The organism is Exiguobacterium sp. s152, from assembly GCF_018618335.1.
In the GTDB taxonomy this organism is placed as follows: domain Bacteria; phylum Bacillota; class Bacilli; order Exiguobacteriales; family Exiguobacteriaceae; genus Exiguobacterium; species Exiguobacterium chiriqhucha.
This window is the reverse complement of the sequence record NZ_JACSLX010000018.1, coordinates 1-19,272: the sequence shown is the minus strand read 5'-3', so window position 1 is coordinate 19,272 and position 19,272 is coordinate 1. Positions and strand designations below refer to the sequence as shown.

Annotated in this window: 16 protein-coding genes, 2 tRNA genes, 1 rRNA gene, 1 other RNA gene and 1 other annotated feature; of the genes, 5 read left to right on the top strand and 15 right to left on the bottom strand. The window is 48.8% G+C overall.

Annotation, left to right across the window (positions count from 1 at the left end; genetic code table 11):
- The 7 genes from KNP72_RS15390 to tadA form a co-directional block, all read right to left on the bottom strand.
- Nucleotides 1-67: ribosomal RNA gene (locus KNP72_RS15390) — 16S ribosomal RNA — on the bottom strand; the annotation flags it as partial.
- 377 nt (nucleotides 68-444) lie between these two features.
- Complete coding sequence (locus KNP72_RS15385; RefSeq protein WP_021065284.1) at nucleotides 445-669, bottom strand: YaaL family protein; 225 nt, start codon at nucleotides 667-669, stop codon at nucleotides 445-447.
- Nucleotides 666-1,265: a recombination mediator RecR gene (gene recR, locus KNP72_RS15380; protein ID WP_021065285.1), complete on the bottom strand. Its 600-nt coding sequence runs from the start codon at nucleotides 1,263-1,265 to the stop codon at nucleotides 666-668. The genes KNP72_RS15385 and recR overlap by 4 nt, the downstream gene beginning before the upstream one ends.
- A 22-nt stretch (nucleotides 1,266-1,287) precedes the next feature.
- The gene (locus KNP72_RS15375; RefSeq protein ID WP_021065286.1) at nucleotides 1,288-1,605 is read right to left on the bottom strand and encodes a YbaB/EbfC family nucleoid-associated protein; all 318 of its coding nucleotides are present in this window, start codon (nucleotides 1,603-1,605) and stop codon (nucleotides 1,288-1,290) included.
- 15 nt (nucleotides 1,606-1,620) lie between these two features.
- The gene (gene dnaX / locus KNP72_RS15370; RefSeq protein ID WP_021065287.1) at nucleotides 1,621-3,297 is read right to left on the bottom strand and encodes a DNA polymerase III subunit gamma/tau; all 1,677 of its coding nucleotides are present in this window, start codon (nucleotides 3,295-3,297) and stop codon (nucleotides 1,621-1,623) included.
- Nucleotides 3,298-3,391: 94 nt separating this feature from the next.
- An RNA gene (gene ffs, locus KNP72_RS15365) (signal recognition particle sRNA large type) lies at nucleotides 3,392-3,660 on the bottom strand.
- 53 nt (nucleotides 3,661-3,713) lie between these two features.
- Complete coding sequence (gene tadA / locus KNP72_RS15360) at nucleotides 3,714-4,214, bottom strand: tRNA adenosine(34) deaminase TadA (protein ID WP_214720485.1); 501 nt, start codon at nucleotides 4,212-4,214, stop codon at nucleotides 3,714-3,716.
- 121 nt (nucleotides 4,215-4,335) lie between these two features.
- Here tadA and KNP72_RS15355 point away from each other — a divergent pair, with 121 nt between their 5' ends.
- Together KNP72_RS15355 and KNP72_RS15350 are read left to right on the top strand one after the other, a co-directional pair.
- A complete protein-coding gene (locus KNP72_RS15355; protein WP_029596452.1) occupies nucleotides 4,336-4,971 on the top strand; it encodes a deoxynucleoside kinase in 636 nt (211 codons plus the stop codon).
- Nucleotides 4,968-5,639: a deoxynucleoside kinase gene (locus KNP72_RS15350; RefSeq protein WP_214720484.1), complete on the top strand. Its 672-nt coding sequence runs from the start codon at nucleotides 4,968-4,970 to the stop codon at nucleotides 5,637-5,639. The genes KNP72_RS15355 and KNP72_RS15350 overlap by 4 nt, the downstream gene beginning before the upstream one ends.
- A gap of 41 nt (nucleotides 5,640-5,680) precedes the next feature.
- On the opposite strand, the gene KNP72_RS15345 is transcribed toward KNP72_RS15350, so the two are convergent.
- The 7 genes from KNP72_RS15345 to pdxS form a co-directional block, all read right to left on the bottom strand.
- Nucleotides 5,681-6,679, bottom strand: coding sequence for a hypothetical protein (locus tag KNP72_RS15345; protein WP_214834359.1), 999 nt, complete (start codon nucleotides 6,677-6,679; stop codon nucleotides 5,681-5,683).
- 165 nt (nucleotides 6,680-6,844) lie between these two features.
- Nucleotides 6,845-6,934, bottom strand: a tRNA-Ser gene (locus KNP72_RS15340).
- Between the two features lie 29 nt (nucleotides 6,935-6,963).
- Nucleotides 6,964-7,054, bottom strand: a tRNA-Ser gene (locus KNP72_RS15335).
- Nucleotides 7,055-7,209: 155 nt separating this feature from the next.
- A complete protein-coding gene (serS, locus tag KNP72_RS15330; RefSeq protein WP_214720482.1) occupies nucleotides 7,210-8,493 on the bottom strand; it encodes a serine--tRNA ligase in 1,284 nt (427 codons plus the stop codon).
- Between the two features lie 52 nt (nucleotides 8,494-8,545).
- Nucleotides 8,546-8,753, bottom strand: a binding site (T-box leader).
- Nucleotides 8,754-8,771: 18 nt separating this feature from the next.
- Nucleotides 8,772-9,992: a D-alanyl-D-alanine carboxypeptidase family protein gene (locus tag KNP72_RS15325; protein WP_251129061.1), complete on the bottom strand. Its 1,221-nt coding sequence runs from the start codon at nucleotides 9,990-9,992 to the stop codon at nucleotides 8,772-8,774.
- Nucleotides 9,993-10,103: 111 nt separating this feature from the next.
- A complete protein-coding gene (pdxT, locus tag KNP72_RS15320; RefSeq protein ID WP_131473012.1) occupies nucleotides 10,104-10,682 on the bottom strand; it encodes a pyridoxal 5'-phosphate synthase glutaminase subunit PdxT in 579 nt (192 codons plus the stop codon).
- 1 nt (nucleotide 10,683) lies between these two features.
- On the bottom strand, nucleotides 10,684-11,574 hold the full coding sequence (gene pdxS / locus KNP72_RS15315) for a pyridoxal 5'-phosphate synthase lyase subunit PdxS (protein WP_021066746.1): 891 nt from the start codon (nucleotides 11,572-11,574) through the stop codon (nucleotides 10,684-10,686).
- 280 nt (nucleotides 11,575-11,854) lie between these two features.
- Here pdxS and pdxR point away from each other — a divergent pair, with 280 nt between their 5' ends.
- The 3 genes from pdxR to KNP72_RS15300 all read left to right on the top strand — a co-directional run bounded on the left by pdxR (nucleotide 11,855) and on the right by KNP72_RS15300 (nucleotide 17,442).
- The gene (gene pdxR, locus KNP72_RS15310; protein ID WP_214834356.1) at nucleotides 11,855-13,264 is read left to right on the top strand and encodes a MocR-like pyridoxine biosynthesis transcription factor PdxR; all 1,410 of its coding nucleotides are present in this window, start codon (nucleotides 11,855-11,857) and stop codon (nucleotides 13,262-13,264) included.
- A complete protein-coding gene (locus tag KNP72_RS15305) occupies nucleotides 13,261-13,875 on the top strand; it encodes a class A sortase (protein ID WP_214834353.1) in 615 nt (204 codons plus the stop codon). Before pdxR ends, KNP72_RS15305 begins: the two co-directional genes overlap by 4 nt.
- Nucleotides 13,876-14,013: 138 nt before the next feature.
- Complete coding sequence (locus KNP72_RS15300) at nucleotides 14,014-17,442, top strand: alpha-amylase family glycosyl hydrolase (RefSeq protein WP_214834350.1); 3,429 nt, start codon at nucleotides 14,014-14,016, stop codon at nucleotides 17,440-17,442.
- Between the two features lie 45 nt (nucleotides 17,443-17,487).
- On the opposite strand, the gene guaB is transcribed toward KNP72_RS15300, so the two are convergent.
- Nucleotides 17,488-18,951 (bottom strand): IMP dehydrogenase, encoded by a 1,464-nt coding sequence (gene guaB / locus KNP72_RS15295; RefSeq protein WP_214720479.1) that lies wholly within the window; start codon nucleotides 18,949-18,951, stop codon nucleotides 17,488-17,490.
- Between the last annotated feature and the right edge of the window lie 321 nt (nucleotides 18,952-19,272).

Here is a 19,272-nt window from a genome sequence, read left to right as displayed (position 1 = left end):
GCTCGACTTGCATGTATTAGGCACGCCGCCAGCGTTCGTCCTGAGCCAGGATCAAACTCTCCAAAGAATTTGATATAGCTCTTTAAAAAATGACGAAGCTTGCGCTTCATTCAAACATTGTAAAACTTTTTTGCCTCATCGTTCAGTTTTCAAAGTTCGTCTGTCGTTTCTTGGCGACTTAAATATCTTAACAAGCTATTAACTGGAAGTCAATATCTTTTTTTCGATTTTTAAAACCGCTCTCGGCGACGTCTATTAATATATCAATAAAACTTTAATTGCACAATAGCTTTTTCAGAAAAACTTTAAATTATTTTTCATATCTTGTCTCTACCAGATTAAATCTCGAGATATAATTCTAGTTCCTTCATTATATAGAGAAAAAATAATCGGTATAGCCTAACGTGATTCAGCATAGAAAAAGGCGAGATAGAATATCTCGCCTCACGACCTCAAGTTAGACAGTGAAACATTGCGTCGCTTCGCTTCTTTCAAATAAAAGAAGTACAGGGCTTCCGCTTGTTTCACTTGGGCTGCTAACTCACCGGTATCTTCGATGCTCACTTCAAGAATGTGACGTTTCGATTCGTACTTTGCCTTAGCATCTAACAACTCCGACAAAAACCTTTGATCGTAACCATAGCGTAAAGGTTTACGAAACCACTTCATAGTTCCCGTCGACCTTCCATCGCTCTAGATAATGTCACTTCATCCGCATATTCCAAATCGCCACCCACGGGCAACCCGTGAGCAAGACGCGTTACACGGATACCGGTCGGTTTTAAAAGTCGAGATAGATACATCGAAGTCGCTTCCCCTTCAATGTTCGGGTTAGTTGCCAAAATGACTTCACTAATCGCTTCATTTTCTTGGAGACGTGTTAACAAACTCGAGACGTTAATATCTTCAGGACCAATTCCTTCCATCGGACTAATCGCCCCATGCAAGACATGATACTTCCCGCGGTACTCTCGCATCTTCTCCATCGCAATCACATCTCTAGAATCTTGAACGACACAGACTACCGTCTCATCACGATGCGAATCTGTACAAATGGCACATGGATCCACATCTGTAATGTGTCCACACACCGTACAATATTTAATATCACGCTTAGCACTGACAAGCGCCTTAGCGAACGTCAATACATCGTCTTCTTCCATATCAAGTACGTGGAACGCTAGACGGATAGCAGTTTTCGGACCAATGCCCGGCAATTTTGTAAAGCTTTCAATCAAACGTCCGATCGCTTCAGGGTATTGCAACTCGCATCTTTCCTTTCTTCACTTAAAAACCTGGAAGGTTCATCCCTTGCGTAAAACGTCCCATTTTATCATTAACTAGTTGGTCAGCTTGTTTCATCCCGTCGTTGACCGCCGCCAACACAAGGTCTTGCAACATTTCGACGTCGTCTGGATCTACAGCATCTTCAGCAATAATGACATCAAGCACTTCTTTATGTCCGCTAACGACCACTTTAACCATGCCGCCGCCTGCTGTACCTTCGACCGTTAAGTCTTTCAATTCTTCTTGAGCTTTCGCCATATCTTTCTGCATTTTCTGCATTTGCTTCATCATGTTGTTCATGTTTCCCATTCCACGCATGTAGAGCGCCTCCTTTTAAACTTCTTCAATTTCAACGACGTCACCGAAACGTTCGAGGGCCTTTGAGACAAGTGGATCTTCTTCCTCCACTTCCTCTTCCTTATGATCCGAACGTTCAGCTTGTTTACGAAGGATGAACTCATTCTTCAACTCAACCCAATCGGTCTCGAGTACAGCCATGATTTCTCGACGAATCCCCGTCACTTCGAATAAGGCTTGTTCAATCACGTCTCGCGTGCGACCGTTCGAGCTAACCTGCTCGTAATGCCACGTCATCCCATCTTTAAATTGTACCAGTAAGGTGTCACTAGCACAAAGCACAGCCTCACTCTCATAGAACAGTGCAAAAATCGGACCATCTTGCGTGCGAATGTTCCCCATGATGTCTTCCCAACTATCACGGATTGCGTTTAAGTGTTGGCGTTCCGCTCGTTGCAATAATTGACGAATGCGTTCTTTCGGGACTCGAATTTGAGTTCGCTTGGCAACTTTCGGTTTCTCCGCTGTTGCTTCCGCTGCAGGGACACCCGTTTTCTTGACTTCATTCAACTCGCGACTCAGTTCACGGACCTGCTCTTGAAGTTGTTTCATCTGCTCTGTCATCGTCCGTCCTTGTTCGGCAATCCGAATAAACGTTAACTCAACTAAGACTTTCGGATGGTTTGATAATCGCATCTGTTGCTGACAGTCATTCAACTCTTCAATCACTTGGAACAGTTCGTCCGTCGATGTCGCTTCAACAAATTGTCGGAACGTCTCTGTCGGACGGGCGCGTTCGAGTAAATCAACGGCTTGAGGTGAAGCCTTTAATAGTAAAGCATCACGATGAACGAATACGAGATCTTCAATGAATCGCTTTAAATCTTTACCTTCACGAAGCATCGTTTCCAACGTACTCAAAATTTGATCGAGTTGCTTCTGTTGTAAGCCATAAGCCATATCAAGTAGAGCATCATCCGTTACCGCGCCGGTCACTTCTAGAACAGCGTCTTCGGTCAAACGGCCATCGCTAAAAGCGAGCGCTTGATCGAGTAGGCTGAGTGCATCGCGCATCCCGCCATCGGCAGCACGGGCAATCAGCTTGAGCGCCTCCGGATCATAGTCATAATCTTGATCGTTCAAGATATATGCCATACGTGTTTGCAATTGACCGACTTCATGCCGTTTCACATCAAAACGCTGGCAACGTGAGATGATCGTCGCCGGGATTTTGTGCGGTTCCGTCGTCGCCAAAATAAAGATGGCATGCGCCGGCGGTTCTTCCAACGTTTTTAACAACGCATTGAAGGCACCGGTCGACAACATGTGCACTTCATCAATGATATATACTTTGAAACGCGCTTGAGAAGGCGGATATTTGACCTTATCCCGAATTTCTCGAATCTCATCGACCCCATTATTTGAAGCCGCATCGATTTCAAACACGTCCGGGCTCGTCCCTTCCGTGATGGCAATACAAGTCGGGCACGTGTTACACGGTTCTCGTGTGGGTGCTGTCTCACAGTTGATGGCTTTCGCGATAATTTTCGCCAAACTTGTCTTACCGGTCCCTCGTGGACCCGAGAACAAATAGGCATGTGACATTCGTTCTTCAAGCAACGCATTTTGAATCGTACGTGTGATATGAATTTGACCGACAACCTCTTGGAACGACTGCGGACGATAAACCCGATACAACGCTTGATACGCCATGTCCCCGCCTCCTTTCTTCCTTACATTCTCTATTTCATCATACAAAAAAATCTACAACCCTGGGGCCGTAGATTGAAGTTATTAAATAAATCTGCCGCGCACCGATTTCTGAAAGCACGTCAATGTGCGTTACTCATGCAGTTTGCTCGGCCCAAGCACCCCTGCGGCACACGGTACGTCACCACTTAAGGCTGCTTCCTTCCGGACCTGACCTGGTTCATGGGTGACCGTTGCGCAGGACTCAGACGTCAACGCCACTTACACGAGGACAGACCACACCAATGCACTCCCTCGAATCGGAATTCAGTCTCGCTATAGCGGATTGCGAGTTACAGGGCACCGCTACCTCCCCGCCTAGCACGGCAAATGGGTAAATGAAGTTAGGCACTACGTTGAGTGCTATTACATTATACTGTTTAATCAGATGGGTTGCAACCTCTCTGTTCAAGCCGCGCCTGCTTCTTCCTTTCTCTGAGGTTTCGGAAGAAGACTGTCAGCAACTCGCCACATTCTTCTGCTAAAACATTCTCCGTCACTTCGGCTTGGTGGTTGAAGCGTTCGTCTTGAACGAGGTTCATGAGCGTACCGCAACACCCTCCCTTCGGATCATGGGCACCAAAGATGACACGTTTCACACGAGACAGCACGATGGCCCCCGCGCACATCGGACAAGGCTCTAACGTGACGAACAGTTCGCAATCTTCCAAACGCCAATTGCCGAGCGCCTGGTTCGCCTGTTCAATCGCAATCATTTCGGCATGGGCCGCGGCCAATAAGTCCGTTTCTCGGCGATTATGACCCGCGGCAATCACCTCATCACCTTTAACGATGACGCATCCGATCGGCACTTCGCCGATTGCTTCCGCCTTCTTTGCTTCTTCTATGGCGAGCCTCATAAATCGTTCATCTCGTTCCATATACACACTCCGTTTCTGATCACTTATTATGAAAAAAAATGAAAATCATTTCGCTCGCCCTATCCACTTCATTGTATGCTAGAATGGAACTTGCACTTTGGATAATGGAGGATGACATCATATGTTTATAACGGTAGAGGGACCGATTGGTGTCGGGAAAACGTCACTGGCCCATATCATCAGTCAGCACTTTTCAATGCAGATGCTGAATGAAATTGTAGAAGAGAATCCGTTTCTCGGCAAGTTTTACGAAGATATCGACGAATGGAGCTTTCAAACGGAAATGTTTTTCCTTTGCAATCGCTTCAAGCAATTAGACGATATCCACAAACACCACTTGAGTCAACAGCAATCCGTCGTTTCGGACTATCATATTTTCAAAAACTTGATTTTTGCCCACCGTTCCCTGAGACCAGCTCATTTGAACAAGTATGAGCAAATCTACAAGATTTTGACACACGATATGCCCAAGCCTGATGTCGTCATCTACTTACACGCCAGCATCGAGACGTTGATGAAACGTGTCGCTTTGCGTGGACGTGAAGTAGAAGAGAATATGTCTCGCGACTACCTCGAACAGCTCGCCCGCGATTATGAAACGTTTATCGAATCATACCGCGCGACACACCCCGAAGTGACGATTCTTTCGTTCAGTGGAGATGAGCTCGACTTCGTCCAAAACCCGGATGATTTGACGCACGTCCTCGCAACGATCGAACGTGAATTAGAATTGACTAAAGGAGCACAAATCAAATGACGCTGAATGAAAAATATAACATTCCGAATGACACGATCATCACGATCGGTGGAATGGTCGGAATCGGTAAATCGACAATCACGAACTCACTTGCCGACGCCCTCAACTTCCGCACTTCACTTGAGAAAGTAGATACGAACCCTTATCTCGATAAATTCTATCATGACTTCGAGCGTTGGAGCTTCCACCTCCAAATCTATTTCTTGGCGGAACGCTTCAAAGAACAGAAGAAGATTTTCCAATACGGCGGCGGTTTCATCCAAGACCGTTCGATTTATGAAGATACAGGCATCTTCGCCAAAATGCACTACGAAAAAGGGACGATGTCTCCAACCGACTACGAGACGTACTCGAGTTTGTTTGAAGCAATGGTGCTGACTCCGTTCTTCCCACATCCTGACTTGCTCATCTATCTCGAAGGTTCGTTCGAGCAAGTGCTCGACCGCATTCAAATGCGCGGACGTGAGATGGAGCAACAAACACCAATCACGTATTGGGAAGAAATGTACGAACGCTATACGGAGTGGATCAACAACTTCAATCTTTGCCCGGTACTTCGTCTCTCAATCGAAGAGTATGACTTGATTAACGACCCGAACTCGGTCGAACTTATCCTTGAGAAAATCGAGAAACAATTGACGATCGCTCGCGAAGCGAAAGTCAGATAAATAAGAAGGTGCACTGCTCACTTGAGCGGTGCACCTTCTTTTTATGTGTGGGCGATATGAGATTTCCGATACGTCGGTGTCTTCCGAGCTTTTCGGAATCCATCGATGGAATCGAATACGGCTGCCACAATCGTGATGGCCACGACCAAACCGAATACCCATCCAAACGAATTGACCCCATTCGGGACATTCGTCTCCAGCCAATTCAAAAAGCGTGAATCGAACAACTGCGGAGAACTCGCCATCCAAATGATGAACGTGGCCGAGACGAGATTATAAACCAAATTAAACGAAGCGAGCGCATACGTCCAATGCCCTTTGATCCATTTCCATACCCCGAGTACGACTTGAAGCAAAATGACGGTCACGAACAACAAAATCACTTCTAGTAAGAACGACTGATTGAAGATTGGCGTGATCATCGCGAAACCAGCGCTCGTCGATTCATAGATTCCTAGCAAGCGTTCGGCGTTGAGATACACCCCAAACCAAACCACTGTCCAAAATAATCCGAATCCCGCATCAAATTTACCGATTCGACCGCCCTTCACCCGTTCTTTCAGCTTAGACACATCCCACTTCATGTCTGGCGCCGGCACATTATCAGGTGCATAGCGCTCAATCAAAAAGAAGATAAGCGTAATCCAAAACACGAGTTGAATCCCAACATCCCATAACGCATCGAACATGTTCGTCAAAAAGGTGCCGACTGTCGGCATAAGCGGTCCTGAGAACGTCGGCATGCTAGCGAATACAAGCCCAAAGAAAACGACAGCTAAGACGATTGGAACGACAAGCTTAACGACAGTCACATACACGGGGAAAAAACGTGGGCCGATGACATACTGCCCTTCCTTATAACGCGCGGCCACGACGGCCGGATGCCCCATCTCTGCTAACACCCGTTTCACGTCTGCCTCAGACGGTTGTTCGGGCAACGCTGACTCAATCGATTGCCGAACCGAGGCAGCGGCTTCCTCACGCCGCTTCGGTGGAACGTGCCGTATGACCTCATCGATATATACGTCAATCCAATCCATGACGCTCCTCTCCTTCCTTTTGCGCCATCACAGTCTATATGATTAAGATTCCCGATTGATTAACGAATTAGTTGATTTTCGCTAGATTGACACAAACAAAAAAGCCGCAGACCGGAGTCTGCGACCATAAAAAAACGCATCTGCCCATGCAGATGCCAAAACAAGCGGAGTTGGTGGGATTCGAACCCACGCGAGCCTTACGACTCCTAACGGATTTCGAGTCCGTCCCCTTCAGCCGGGCTTGGGTACAACTCCAGGCTTAAAAAAGTGTAAAAAAAAGAAAGTGGAGGAGGTGGTGGGATTCGAACCCACGCAGGCTATTACACCCCTGACGGTTTTCAAGACCGTTCCCTTAAACCACTTGGGTACACCTCCAAAGCTCATATACAATTGGTGAGCAAACATCTCGCTCGACATGATTTATAGTACCAACTTGGCAGACAGATGTCAAACCCTTTTGTGAAAAAACATTAAAAAAACCGAAAATAATCCCGTCTTAACGATACGGTTCAGACGGGATTATTTGTTCATTACTGAGGCATTTCAATTTTCTCGATGCCGCCCATATATGGACGTAATACTTCCGGAATGACGACTGAACCGTCAGCCTGTTGGAAGTTCTCTAAAATCGCAGCGACAGTCCGTCCGACTGCGAGGCCAGAACCGTTGAGTGTATGGACGAATTCAGGTTTTGCGTTCGCTTCGCGACGGAAACGGATTCCGGCCCGGCGTGCTTGGAAGTCTTCAAAGTTCGAACAAGATGAGATTTCACGATACATCCCTTGCGCCGGCATCCACACTTCGATGTCATATTTCTTCGCAGCTGTGAAGCCGAGATCTGCCGTACACATGCTGAGCACTTGATATGGGAGACCAAGACGCTTAAGCACTTCTTCAGCGTGGCCCGTCAAGAGTTCGAGTTGTTCATAAGACTCTTCAGGTTTCACAAACCGGACGAGCTCGACTTTGTTGAACTGATGCTGACGAATGAGCCCACGCGTGTCGCGTCCGGCTGATCCTGCTTCTGAACGGAAACAAGCGCTATACGCTGTATACGTGATTGGAAGTTGGTCTTCAGCGATAATCTCCTCACGGTGCATGTTCGTCACCGGAACTTCTGCCGTCGGTACGAGGAAGTAGTTCGTGTCCGCCACTTTAAATGCGTCTTCCTCAAATTTAGGAAGTTGTCCCGTCCCGGTCATCGCGTCTCGATTGACCATATAAGGAGGAAGCACTTCAGAATAGCCATGTTCATCGGCATGCATATCCATCATGAAGTTGATGAGGGCACGTTCGAGACGTGCGCCGAGACCTTTATAAAAGACAAACCGGCTGCCTGTCACTTTACCCGCTCGTTCCACATCGACGATTTTCAAGTCTTCCATGACGTCCCAATGCTGTTTGAGTTCAAATTCGAACGTCGGTTTTGTTCCGACTTCACGGATCGTGACGTTATCGTCTTCCGTTTCGCCAATTGGCGTTGATTCGTGCGGGATGTTCGGGATGCTGAGGAGAATCAAGTTCAACTCGGCCTCGACTTCACGCAATTCTTCATCGAGTAATTTGATTTCATCCCCGAGACGGCGGGTCTCGAGAATCGGTCCATCCGCATCTTGCTTATTGCGTTTCAATTCCGCAATTTGCTTCGTCGCTTCATTTCGTTTCGCTTTCTTCACTTCGACCTCATTGATCAAGTTGCGGCGTTTCTCTTCTAGCTCCGGGAAACGATCGAGCGCACTCAAATCCTCGCCGCGATGAGCTAGCTTCGTTTTAATCTCTTCAAAATCTGTTCGTAATCGTTTAATGTCTAACATTCGTTATTCCTCCTTTTTTCACATAAAAAGGTGGCACGCCCCTTTCCCGTAGGAAAGGGACGAACCACCTTGGATCCGCGTTGCCACCCTCGTTGCCCGAAATCGGGCCACTCGATGCACGTAACGTGTGCGTAACGTGACTTGTTTCCAAGCCAATGCTCCGAGGCCGATTCGGTTACATCATCCCACTAGTTTGCACCAACCACTAGCTCTCTGTCAGTAGATGACCGTAACGTACTTTTCCCCATCATTGCATCTGTCATTGAATTAGTTTTACTTTACAACATCTCAACTCTATCGACAAGACTCAGTTTTCCGAGCACGAGTCGAATCTCATCTAAAAAGTCCGAGAAGGCACGCGTCATGCGTGTCAAAAACGACGCCATCTCGACCGGTTCGGCCGCGACGAGCGTTCCTTTAGGTGGAAGTTCACCATCTAGATACCGGACGCTTCCGGAAGGCTCGATGGTGACGGTCCCGACCTGTTGATCGGCCGCAATTGGAGCTTTTGTATCAGGAAGGTCATACGTTGGTTCGGGTACGGCCTGTCCTTTTTCAACAAGTACTTCAAAAGCTGACGTCGTGCGCACTTTTGCCGACTCGACTGTACCTTCAGCGACATGCAGCGTCGCCGGGACGATTTCACCAGTCCGTAAAATAGGGGTCAAGACGAAATCGCCATAGGCATAGTCGTGAAGCGCCTTTGTAGCAGTATAGCGCCCTTGATCGGTCTTCGCTCCGAGAACGACCGATAACACGGTACGTCCATCTCGCGTCGACACGCCGATAAAGCAGTAACCGGCATCGTCGGTCGTGCCCGTTTTAAAGCCAAGCATACCCGGATAGGCTAAATCACGACCAGCGAGCATCCGGTTCGTCGCTTCAAATCGGACTCCATCGATATCAACATACGCTTGTTTCGTCACATCGAGCACTTCCGGGAACTTCGTCAAATACGCCAAAGCTAGCATCATCAAATCATTGGCCGATGTCAAATTCTCCCCTGGACGTCCCGCTGACACAGAGTCAAGTCCCGATGCATTGGCGAACGTCGTTTGGGTCATGCCAAGTTCGGTCGCCCGTTCGTTCATTTTCTTTACGAATACCCCTTCCGAACCAGAGACGGCCTCGGCCAATGTGACCGCTGCCTCGTTCGCGGAACGAATCAACGCCACGTCGTATAGCTCTTTCACCGTGTACGGTTTATTGACGAGCGGAATCCGAGCCAATCCTGGTTTTCGGGTCAGCGCCAACGCCTTGTCGCTCGGGGTCACTTCTTGGCTCCAACTGAGGTCACCTGCTTCGATGGCTTCTCGGACGAGAAAAGCGGTCATCAGCTTAGTGATTGATGCCGGAGGAAGCATCGCGTCCTCTTCTTGTGAGAACAGGATTTGTCCCGTCGTCATGTCCACGAGCATCGCGCCGGTCGCATCAACTTTAGGTGCCGCCGATGCATCCGTCGGCACGATCATATTTAAAAGGATTGCCCAAACGAGCATCCTTCCGATCCATCTTTGTCTCACGGTCTTGCCCCTTTCTATACGTATCTCGTTACAGTGTAGCAAAAAAACACATGAAAAAGGCTCCCTATTTGCTAGAGAGCCTTTCAATCAGGCGAGTTGTCGCTTCGTCGCTTCAACCATGTCCAAGAAATAGCGGTGCATCGACAAGTCGTCCGTCAATTCCGGGTGGAACGAGCAGGCCATATACTTGTCATACCGAACCGCGACAATCGCTTCCTCGACCTCGGCGAGCACCTCAACGCTCGCTTCGACCGATGCGACTTGCGGCGCTCGAATGAACACCGCTTCGACAGCGTCATCGATTCCATTAACAGTCAAATCGACTTCAAAGCTATCAACTTGTCGTCCGAACGCATTCCGTTTGACCGTCATTGGGATTTTACGCAAGTGCGCATCATATCCTTCGACTTCGGTCGCGAGCAAAATCAAACCAGCGCACGTTCCGAACATCGGCAACTCCGTATTCTCACGTAACGGCTCGAGCAACTCGTACCGATCGAGTAGGCGACGCATCGCCGTGCTCTCCCCACCCGGTAAGACGAGTCCATCGATTCGATTTAAGTCATCGACCGAGCGGACGACGAGTGTATTCGCACCAAGTGCTTCGAGCATGTGAACGTGTTCGCGAATTGCACCTTGCATTCCGAGTACACCAATCGTGGTCATCTTACCAACCTCGCGGTGCCATGAGTTCTTCTTGTTTGAGCGTGCGGACGTCGAGTCCCTTCATCGCTTCGCCGAGTCCTTTCGACAAGTGCGCGATGCGCTCATAGTCATCATGGTACGTCGTAGCTTCAACGATGGCACGGGCGAATTTCTCAGGGTTCTCCGCCTTAAAGATTCCTGATCCGACAAAGACGCCGTCCGCTCCGAGGTGCATCATGAGTGCCGCATCGGCTGGTGTCGCAATTCCGCCTGCTGCGAAGTTGACGACCGGGAGGCGACCCGCTTCACGGATTTGCATGAGTACTTCAAACGGGGCACCAAGATCACGTGCTTCCGTCATCACTTCGTCGATGCTCATCGAGAGCAATCGTTTCACTTGGGCTTGAACGGTACGCATGTGACGAACCGCTTCGACGATGTTGCCGGTTCCCGGCTCACCTTTCGTCCGAATCATCGCTGCACCTTCCCCAATGCGGCGTGATGCTTCACCAAGGTCGCGCGCGCCACAGACGAACGGTGCTTTGTAGTCACGTTTGTAGAGATGGAACTCTTCGTCAGCAGGTGTCAATACTTCACTCTCGTCAATGAAATCAACCCCCATTGATTCAAGGACACGTGCTTCAGCGATGTGACCGATCCGGCACTTCGCCATGACCGGTACCGATACCGCACCCATGACGTCTTCAATGATTGTCGGGTCGGCCATACGAGCAACACCGCCCATTTTGCGAATATCTGAAGGTACGCGCTCGAGTGCCATGACGGCAACTGCACCTGCTGCTTCAGCAATTTTGGCTTGCTCCGCGTTGATGACGTCCATAATGACGCCACCTTTTTGCATCTCGGCCATACCACGTTTTACTTTGTCTGTCCCTACTTGTCTCTTTTCCAAATGGATCCCCTCCAATAAGCTAGTCTACTTGCAAGTATAAATTGATTTGACTATATTGAAAGTGCCAGTTTTATATTTTTTAAAGTGGTCAGTTCGAACAAAGGACTTCATTTCTCGATTCTCGAATGTTTTAAAGATTAAAGGAGATGATGGAATGGATCAATGGAACAGTCGTGACGACGCGCAGGAGCGCAGCTTTTTCGGAAAAACGGGAATGGTCTCGCTCGTCATCGGATTCGTGCTATATTTTTTCTTTGGCTGACCACAGAAAGGACACATCATGGATATGCTCACGTTCTCGCTCGAGGCTGACTCGAGCGTCCCGTTATATGAACAACTCTATCTACACATTCGGCAAGCCATCGTCGATGACACCCTCACCACCGGGACGAAACTCCCATCCAAACGAAAGTTAGGCGACTTTTTAGATGTCTCGCAAACGACAGTCGAACTGGCCTACGCTCAACTGCTCGCGGAAGGATACGTCGAATCGTTGCCACGCAAAGGCTTCTACGTGTTACCGCAAGAAGAACTGTACGTTAGGCGCGGCAGTAGCAGTAGCGTTATCGAACCGCTCCCGGTGAAAAAAACATATGAGTTCGACTTGTATCCGAGTCAAATCGACACGACCGCTTTCCCATTTGAACGTTGGCGCAGGCACTTAAAACAAGTCGTCTCGGAAGAACATCACGATTTGCTGTCACTCGGCTCTGTCCAAGGCGATTTCGTCCTTCGCCAAGAGATTGCAACCTATCTCTATCATTCGCGCGGTGTGCATTGTTCTCCCGAACAAATCGTTGTCGGATCGGGAACCGAGCAACTTTTGCCTCAATTGTTAGAACTGTTACCGGATACTACGACGTTTGGCATCGAGGATCCCGGTTATCCGCTGACTCGTCAACTGTTCGCGCACCAACGGCGGACGTTCATCCCGCTTCCTGTCGATGAGAGCGGCGTTCGTGTCGACCTGGTGGAGCAAGCATCCATTGATGCCCTCTATGTCACACCGGCCCATCAATTTCCGACCGGGACCATTCTATCGGTCAGTCGGCGTCAACGTCTGCTCAACTGGGCATCGGAGCGGCAGATGTATGTGATTGAAGATGATTACGATAGTGAATTCCGTTATAGCGGCAAACCGATTCCGTCTTTGCAAAGCATGGATCAAAACGAGCGGGTCGTTTATTTGAGCACATTCTCTAAATCATTGATGCCTTCCTTGCGAATCGGTTATATGGTACTCCCGCCTCCGCTGCTGAATCGATACCGGGAGCGCTACCGTCACTTTACGTGCAGTGTCCCCCGTTTCGAACAACATACGTTGGCCGAATTTATGGCGACCGGTGATTTTGAGAAACACTTGAACCGGATGCGGAAGACGTACCGCCGGAAACTTGAAATCATTATCGCCGCCTTCAAACCGTACGAACCGACTGTCTCCGTCACGGGGGCGAGCGCTGGTCTTCACGTCGTCCTGTCTGTTCATACCAGCGAAACGAGTGAAGAATTGAAACGATTGGCCGAGGCTTCGAATATCCGCATCAACGCGATGACAGACTATCGTATCGAATCAAGCGACACGATTCCTCAGTTTTTATTTGGATTTGCCGCCTTATCCGAAGAAACGTTACCCGCTGCTGTCAGTGCGCTCATGTCGTGTTGGAACATTGAGAAAGGAAGAGATGGATGAAACGGTCACGCTACGTCGTCGGTGGGCTCCTTTTGTTAATTGGTACACTCCTGTTATCCGAATCGTGGTGGAAAGACCAACTCACGGCATGGAACAGTCAACAAGTGACCGCCGAAATTCAACCGAGACAGCCAGAAGCCGGTGAATTTGAGTTTTCAAACGTCGAGCCGTTGTCATGGGAACAACTTCTCACTGTGCGCAATCGGTTTCATGATTTACCGACCATTGGACTCATTTCGATTCCAGATGTCGAGCTCGAGCTCCCGATCTTATATGGGCTCGACAATGAGAACTTGGCTGTCGGGGCCGGAACGATGGACCCGGACCAGCGAATGGGAACTGGAAACTATGCACTTGCGGGACACTACACGCAAAGCCCGACCGCCTTGTTCGGTCCGCTTCACATCATCGACATCGGCATGTCCATCTACTTGACCGACATGACACATACGTTCGAATACGAAGTTACTTCGCTTGAGACAGTTCCCCCGACACGGGTCGACGTGCTCGACCCGACAACAGAACCGACGATTACGCTCGTCACATGCACGTTCGATGCGACCGAACGTTTGATTGTCAAAGGACGCTTCGTGAACCAAACGCCTCTCTAACCGATAGGCGTTTTTGTTATTTTTAAAAAAATGTATTGTGAGCGCTTACATATTCAGCTAAACTATTCCTGAAACCGTTTGCGCAATTTCGACAATTCGTTGCCCTGTAGACGACACATTCCATGAAAGAGGTGCTTTATGAAGAAAAAAGCGGCACGACAGACGACCACGTTATTGTTATCATCCGTTCTCCTCATCCAAGCCGGCGTTCCGATGAACGCATTGGCCGAGCCTGCGACAATCTCGATTGATGGCTTAAAAACGGATTGGACGAACACGCCAGCGCTCGCCACATCCCCACAGGCGGGTTGGCAAGGATTCGATTTAGGAGACCTCTATCTGCAGAACGATGCGCGTAACCTTTACTTTTATGTGGATGCGAACAACGTCCCGAACTGGGGCGACAATGGTCAGTACATAAATATCGCCCTCCAAATCAACGAACAAGATTCAGGCGTAGCGACAAACCCGATCGGCCATCCGTTCAACTTCAGCCAAACTGATAAAAAACCACAGTATCATATTTTACTTCGCGTCGATGGCGACACGTCAGTAAAAGAAGCCGCTCTGTATGAAGCAGGAAAATCCACGCCGCTCGCAAACTTGAGCAACTTAAACGGCGCCTCGTTTGCCATTGATCGCACGAAAGGCTTTGAAGGCAAAATTCCATTGTCCCTGCTTGGTCTAAACAATGATGATACCGTTCGGGTCCTCACGGTACTCAGCGGGAATAACGCTACCGAGCACGGTGCGTTCGACACGATTCCAAGCAATGCGGCCAATAAAGTCGCCGATAGTTGGAACGTTTCGGCGACTCCGTCGACACAATCGGTATATAGCCCAGCCTTCACGTTGAGCGGTGTCGAGACGGTCAGTCAACTCGAAGTGACAGCGGTCACGCCGGCCAATCAATCGGAACAAGTGGAAATCAAATCCCCAATCACATGGACGTTCAATGAACCTGTGTCGTTAGATGCTTCGAACATCAGCTTGATGAATGGCGAGACAGCTGTACCGTTCACGGCTGAAGCGAGTGGATCGACCGTGACCGTCACACCGACCGAAGCACTCGACTTGAATCAAACGTATACCGCGACCCTTCCCGCGGGTGCTGTGAAAGGAAATCTATCGAACACCACGTTGCCGGCATTGACGACGTCATTTAAAACCATCACTGAAATCGCCGATCCGTGGAAAACACAACGCTACATCGAGATGTTGTACGTCCGGGCCGACAACGATTACACGGACTGGAATTTATGGACGTGGAGCACGGGTGCCAAAGACGGTCAAGTTGACCCGTATAAAATCACCGAAGACGGCGCCATCTTCCGAATCCCAGTCGGAAAAGATGCAACCAATGTCGGTTTTGTCATCCGCAAAGGCACGGATTGGGCCGTGAAAGATGGTTACGGAGAAGACCGCTATGTGAAACTCGGGAGCGACCGGGTGACGAAAGTCGTCGTCGAGAGCGGCAAAGGGACGTTCCATCAAGCACCGACGATTCAAGGACCCTTGTTTGAAGATGGTGCCGTCACGTTCTTCTACCGTGACAAAGCGTTGTATGAAGCGGGACAACTCGATGAAATCGACAGTGTCGCATTAAAAGTCAATGGCACGACGTACCCGATGACTTACGAAGCCAAAAATGAATGGTTCCGCCATACGGTCAAATTACCGGAAGGGAAACATGATTATACGTTCCTTGTCACAAAAGATGACGTCACGAACGAAGTGAAGGATCCTTACTTCGAGGCTTCGAGCGTCGAGTATCGTCGTCCAAACGTTAAACTAGCGGCAAGCGTGGCACCGAAAGCCCTCAGTTCTCGCGAAAACGCGGTCGTCCAGGTGAAGCCGACGTTGCCAAAAGGCGTCAAGCTGCGTCAACTGTTCATCGATGCACGTCCTCTTGGTGGACCAGCTAAACTAGAAGTCGACCCGGCCCTCAACAAGCAGACGATTGCAGTCAAAGATACCGTCAAACCGGGCAATAAATTCTTAACGATTACTGCGATTGATCAATACGGTAACGTCCATAAGACGAAAACATCGTTAACGGTCCGACCGGTCTCGATGAAGGACAAGCAAGAGTTCGATTGGGATGAGGCACGGATTTACTTCATGCTGACCGACCGATTCTACGATGGGGATAAAACGAACAATAACCCGAACGGTGAATACTATGACCAAGACCATCTTGAGTCTTATCACGGCGGCGACTTTGCCGGTGTGACGAAGAAACTCGACTACTTGGATAAACTAGGCATCAATACGATTTGGATTACACCGATTGTCGATAATATCGATTGGGATCTTCGCTACGGTAAAGATGGATCACAGTATGGCTATCATGGATACTGGGCGAAAAACTTCGAAAAACTCGATGAGCATCTCGGCGATATGAAAGCATTCCATCGTCTGATTGACGAAGCGAATGCTCGCGGTATGAAGATTATGGTCGACGTCGTCTTGAACCACCCTGGCTACGGGATGGAACCAGGAGCTGTAGACACGGGCGCCACAAACTTCCCAACCGATCAAGAGCGCAAAGCGTTCGACGGCATGATTCGTTCGAATCCGGTCGATGGCGATGACTTGAAGATGTCTCTTTCAGGATTACCGGACTTTAAGACCGAAGAGGCTGCCGTCCGTGAACAACTCGTCAAATGGCAGACGGATTGGATTAAACGCTCGAAAACGAAAAAAGGAAACACCATCGATTACTTCCGCGTCGACACGGTCAAACACGTCGACTCTACAACATGGAAGTCGTTCAAAAACGAATTGACGGCCATCAAACCGGACTTCAAAATGATTGGCGAACATTACGGTGCAAGTGTGAACAACACGGGCGGTTACTTACAGAGTGGCCAGATGGACTCACTTCTCGACTTTGATTTCAAGTATCAGGCCGAACGTTTCATCAACGGGAACATTGATGATGTCGAGAGCGCGCTTCAATATCGCAACACGCAACTCTCGAATGAAGCGACACTCGGACAATTCCTTAGCAGCCATGACGAGGACGGTTTCCTCGTATCACGTGCTGGAGGCGATGAAGGGAAGCATATGGTCGCCGCCTCGCTTCAAATGACGGCGAAAGGACAGCCTGTCATCTACTATGGTGAAGAGGTTGGACAGTCCGGAAAACATGCGTTGGATATGGATAAGGGCGAGTTCAATGAAAACCGTTATGACTTCGACTGGAAACGAGTCAAAGGAGAAGGTAAAGCGATGCATACGCATTACCAAAAGCTACTCAATATTCGTGCCGACTATTCAAAAGTATTTAGTAAAGGAACGCGTGCCGTCGTTGCTGGTGGTTCTGCCACTGGATACTCTGTCTTTGAACGGAAGCACGGCAAAGACTCTGTTCTCGTGGCCTTGAACACGACAGAAGCCAAACGAACGATCACGTTCCAGACAAAACTCAAGCATAAAACGACGCTCGTCGACCGCTATAGCGGACGTCATTACGTCGTCAAACGAGATGGGAAAGTGACCGTCAGCTTACCTGCACAGGACGATGGTGGTACTGTAATTCTCGTGGCCAAGTCAAAAAAATGATAACGAAAAGCCGTTGCCTCTAATTTAGAGACAACGGCTTGTTGTTTAGCGTGAATAGTTTGGAGCTTCTTTAGTGATGTGGACATCGTGAGGGTGACTTTCTTGTAACCCAGCCCCAGTCATGCGGATAAACTGAGTATCCTCACGTAGCGCACGGATATCGGCAGCCCCACAATAACCCATTCCTGAACGAAGGCCTCCGATGAGTTGATAGACAGTATCGGCTAGTTCACCACGATAAGCGACGCGTCCTTCAATACCTTCTGGTACGAACTTTTTATCGGCTTCTTGGAAATAGCGATCTTGGCTGCCTCGTTTCATCGAAGCCTCAGAACCCATTCCACGGTACGTCTTGAACTGACGACCTTGATAGATTTCCATCTCTCCTGGGCTTTCTTTCACACCTGCGAGAAGGCTACCAAGCATAACGGCATGAGCTCCAGCTGCAATAGCTTTCACAATATCACCAGAATACTTGATTCCGCCATCAGCGATAACTGTGACACCGTGTTCTCTAGCTTCGGTGACACAATCATATACTGCTGTGATTTGTGGTACACCAACACCGGCGACAACACGTGTCGTACAGATTGATCCTGGACCAATACCGACTTTAATGACCGATGCTCCGGCTTCAATCAAAGCTCGTGTTGCTTCAGCTGTTGCCACGTTTCCAGCGATAATTGGAAGCGTCGGGAACATGTCGCGAAGTTCTTTCACTTTCTCGATGACACCGGCTGAGTGTCCGTGAGCCGTATCAACGACTAATGCATCGACACCTGCATCAACAAGAATTTGAGCACGTGATGCGGCATCTTTCGTGACACCAACGGCAGCTGCTACGAGCAAACGACCTTGTTTGTCTTTTGCAGCATGTGGGAATTGTTCGACTTTCTCAATATCTTTTGTTGTAATGAGACCTTTCAATACGCCTGAATCGTCGACGAGCGGCAATTTCTCAATCCGATGTTGATGAAGGATGCGCTCAGCTTCTTCAAGTGACGTCCCTACTTTTGCCGTAACAAGGTTTTCCGTCGTCATGACATCTGCAATCACCGTCGAGTAATCTTTAATGAAGCGAAGGTCACGGTTTGTCAAAATCCCGATTAATTTACGCTCGGTTTCTGAATTGACGATCGGGACTCCCGAGATACGGTATTTACTCATCAAGTACTCTGCATCATATACTTGACGCTCCGGCGTCAAATAGAACGGATTCGTGATGACGCCGTTCTCTGAACGTTTAACGCGATCGACATGTTCAGCCTGCATCTCCATCGACATGTTTTTATGAATGACCCCTAAGCCGCCTTGACGCGCCATCGCAATGGCCATCGGTGCTTCTGTGACAGTATCCATACCAGCACTGATGACTGGAACATTTAACTCAAGACCTTCGCAAAGTTTAGTGCTTAAATCCACATCTCTTGGCAAGACATTTGAAAAGCGCGGTACGAGTAAGACGTCATCAAACGTTAATCCTTCTTTTGCAAACTTGTTTTCCCACATAAAAATCAATTGCCCCTTTCTCTATCGGACCCGAATCTTTGTTTCGAAATATTTCTGTAATGGTAACAGGTATAGCTCGAAAGTGCAATTCAATTCACGATGTTCAGAAAGTTCAGAATTGTGTTCGTTCTATTTGCTTTTCGTTGTTAATGTTCGGGAATAGATTATATATACCGTCAAGGAAGCAAAATTATAAATAAAATCTATAAAAAAGACGACCGAGCGGATGCTCGATCGTCTTTCGCGTTGGCCTGGCAACGTCCTATCCTCACAGGGGGAGACCCCCAACTACTTTCGGCGCTGAAGCGCTTAACTTCCGTG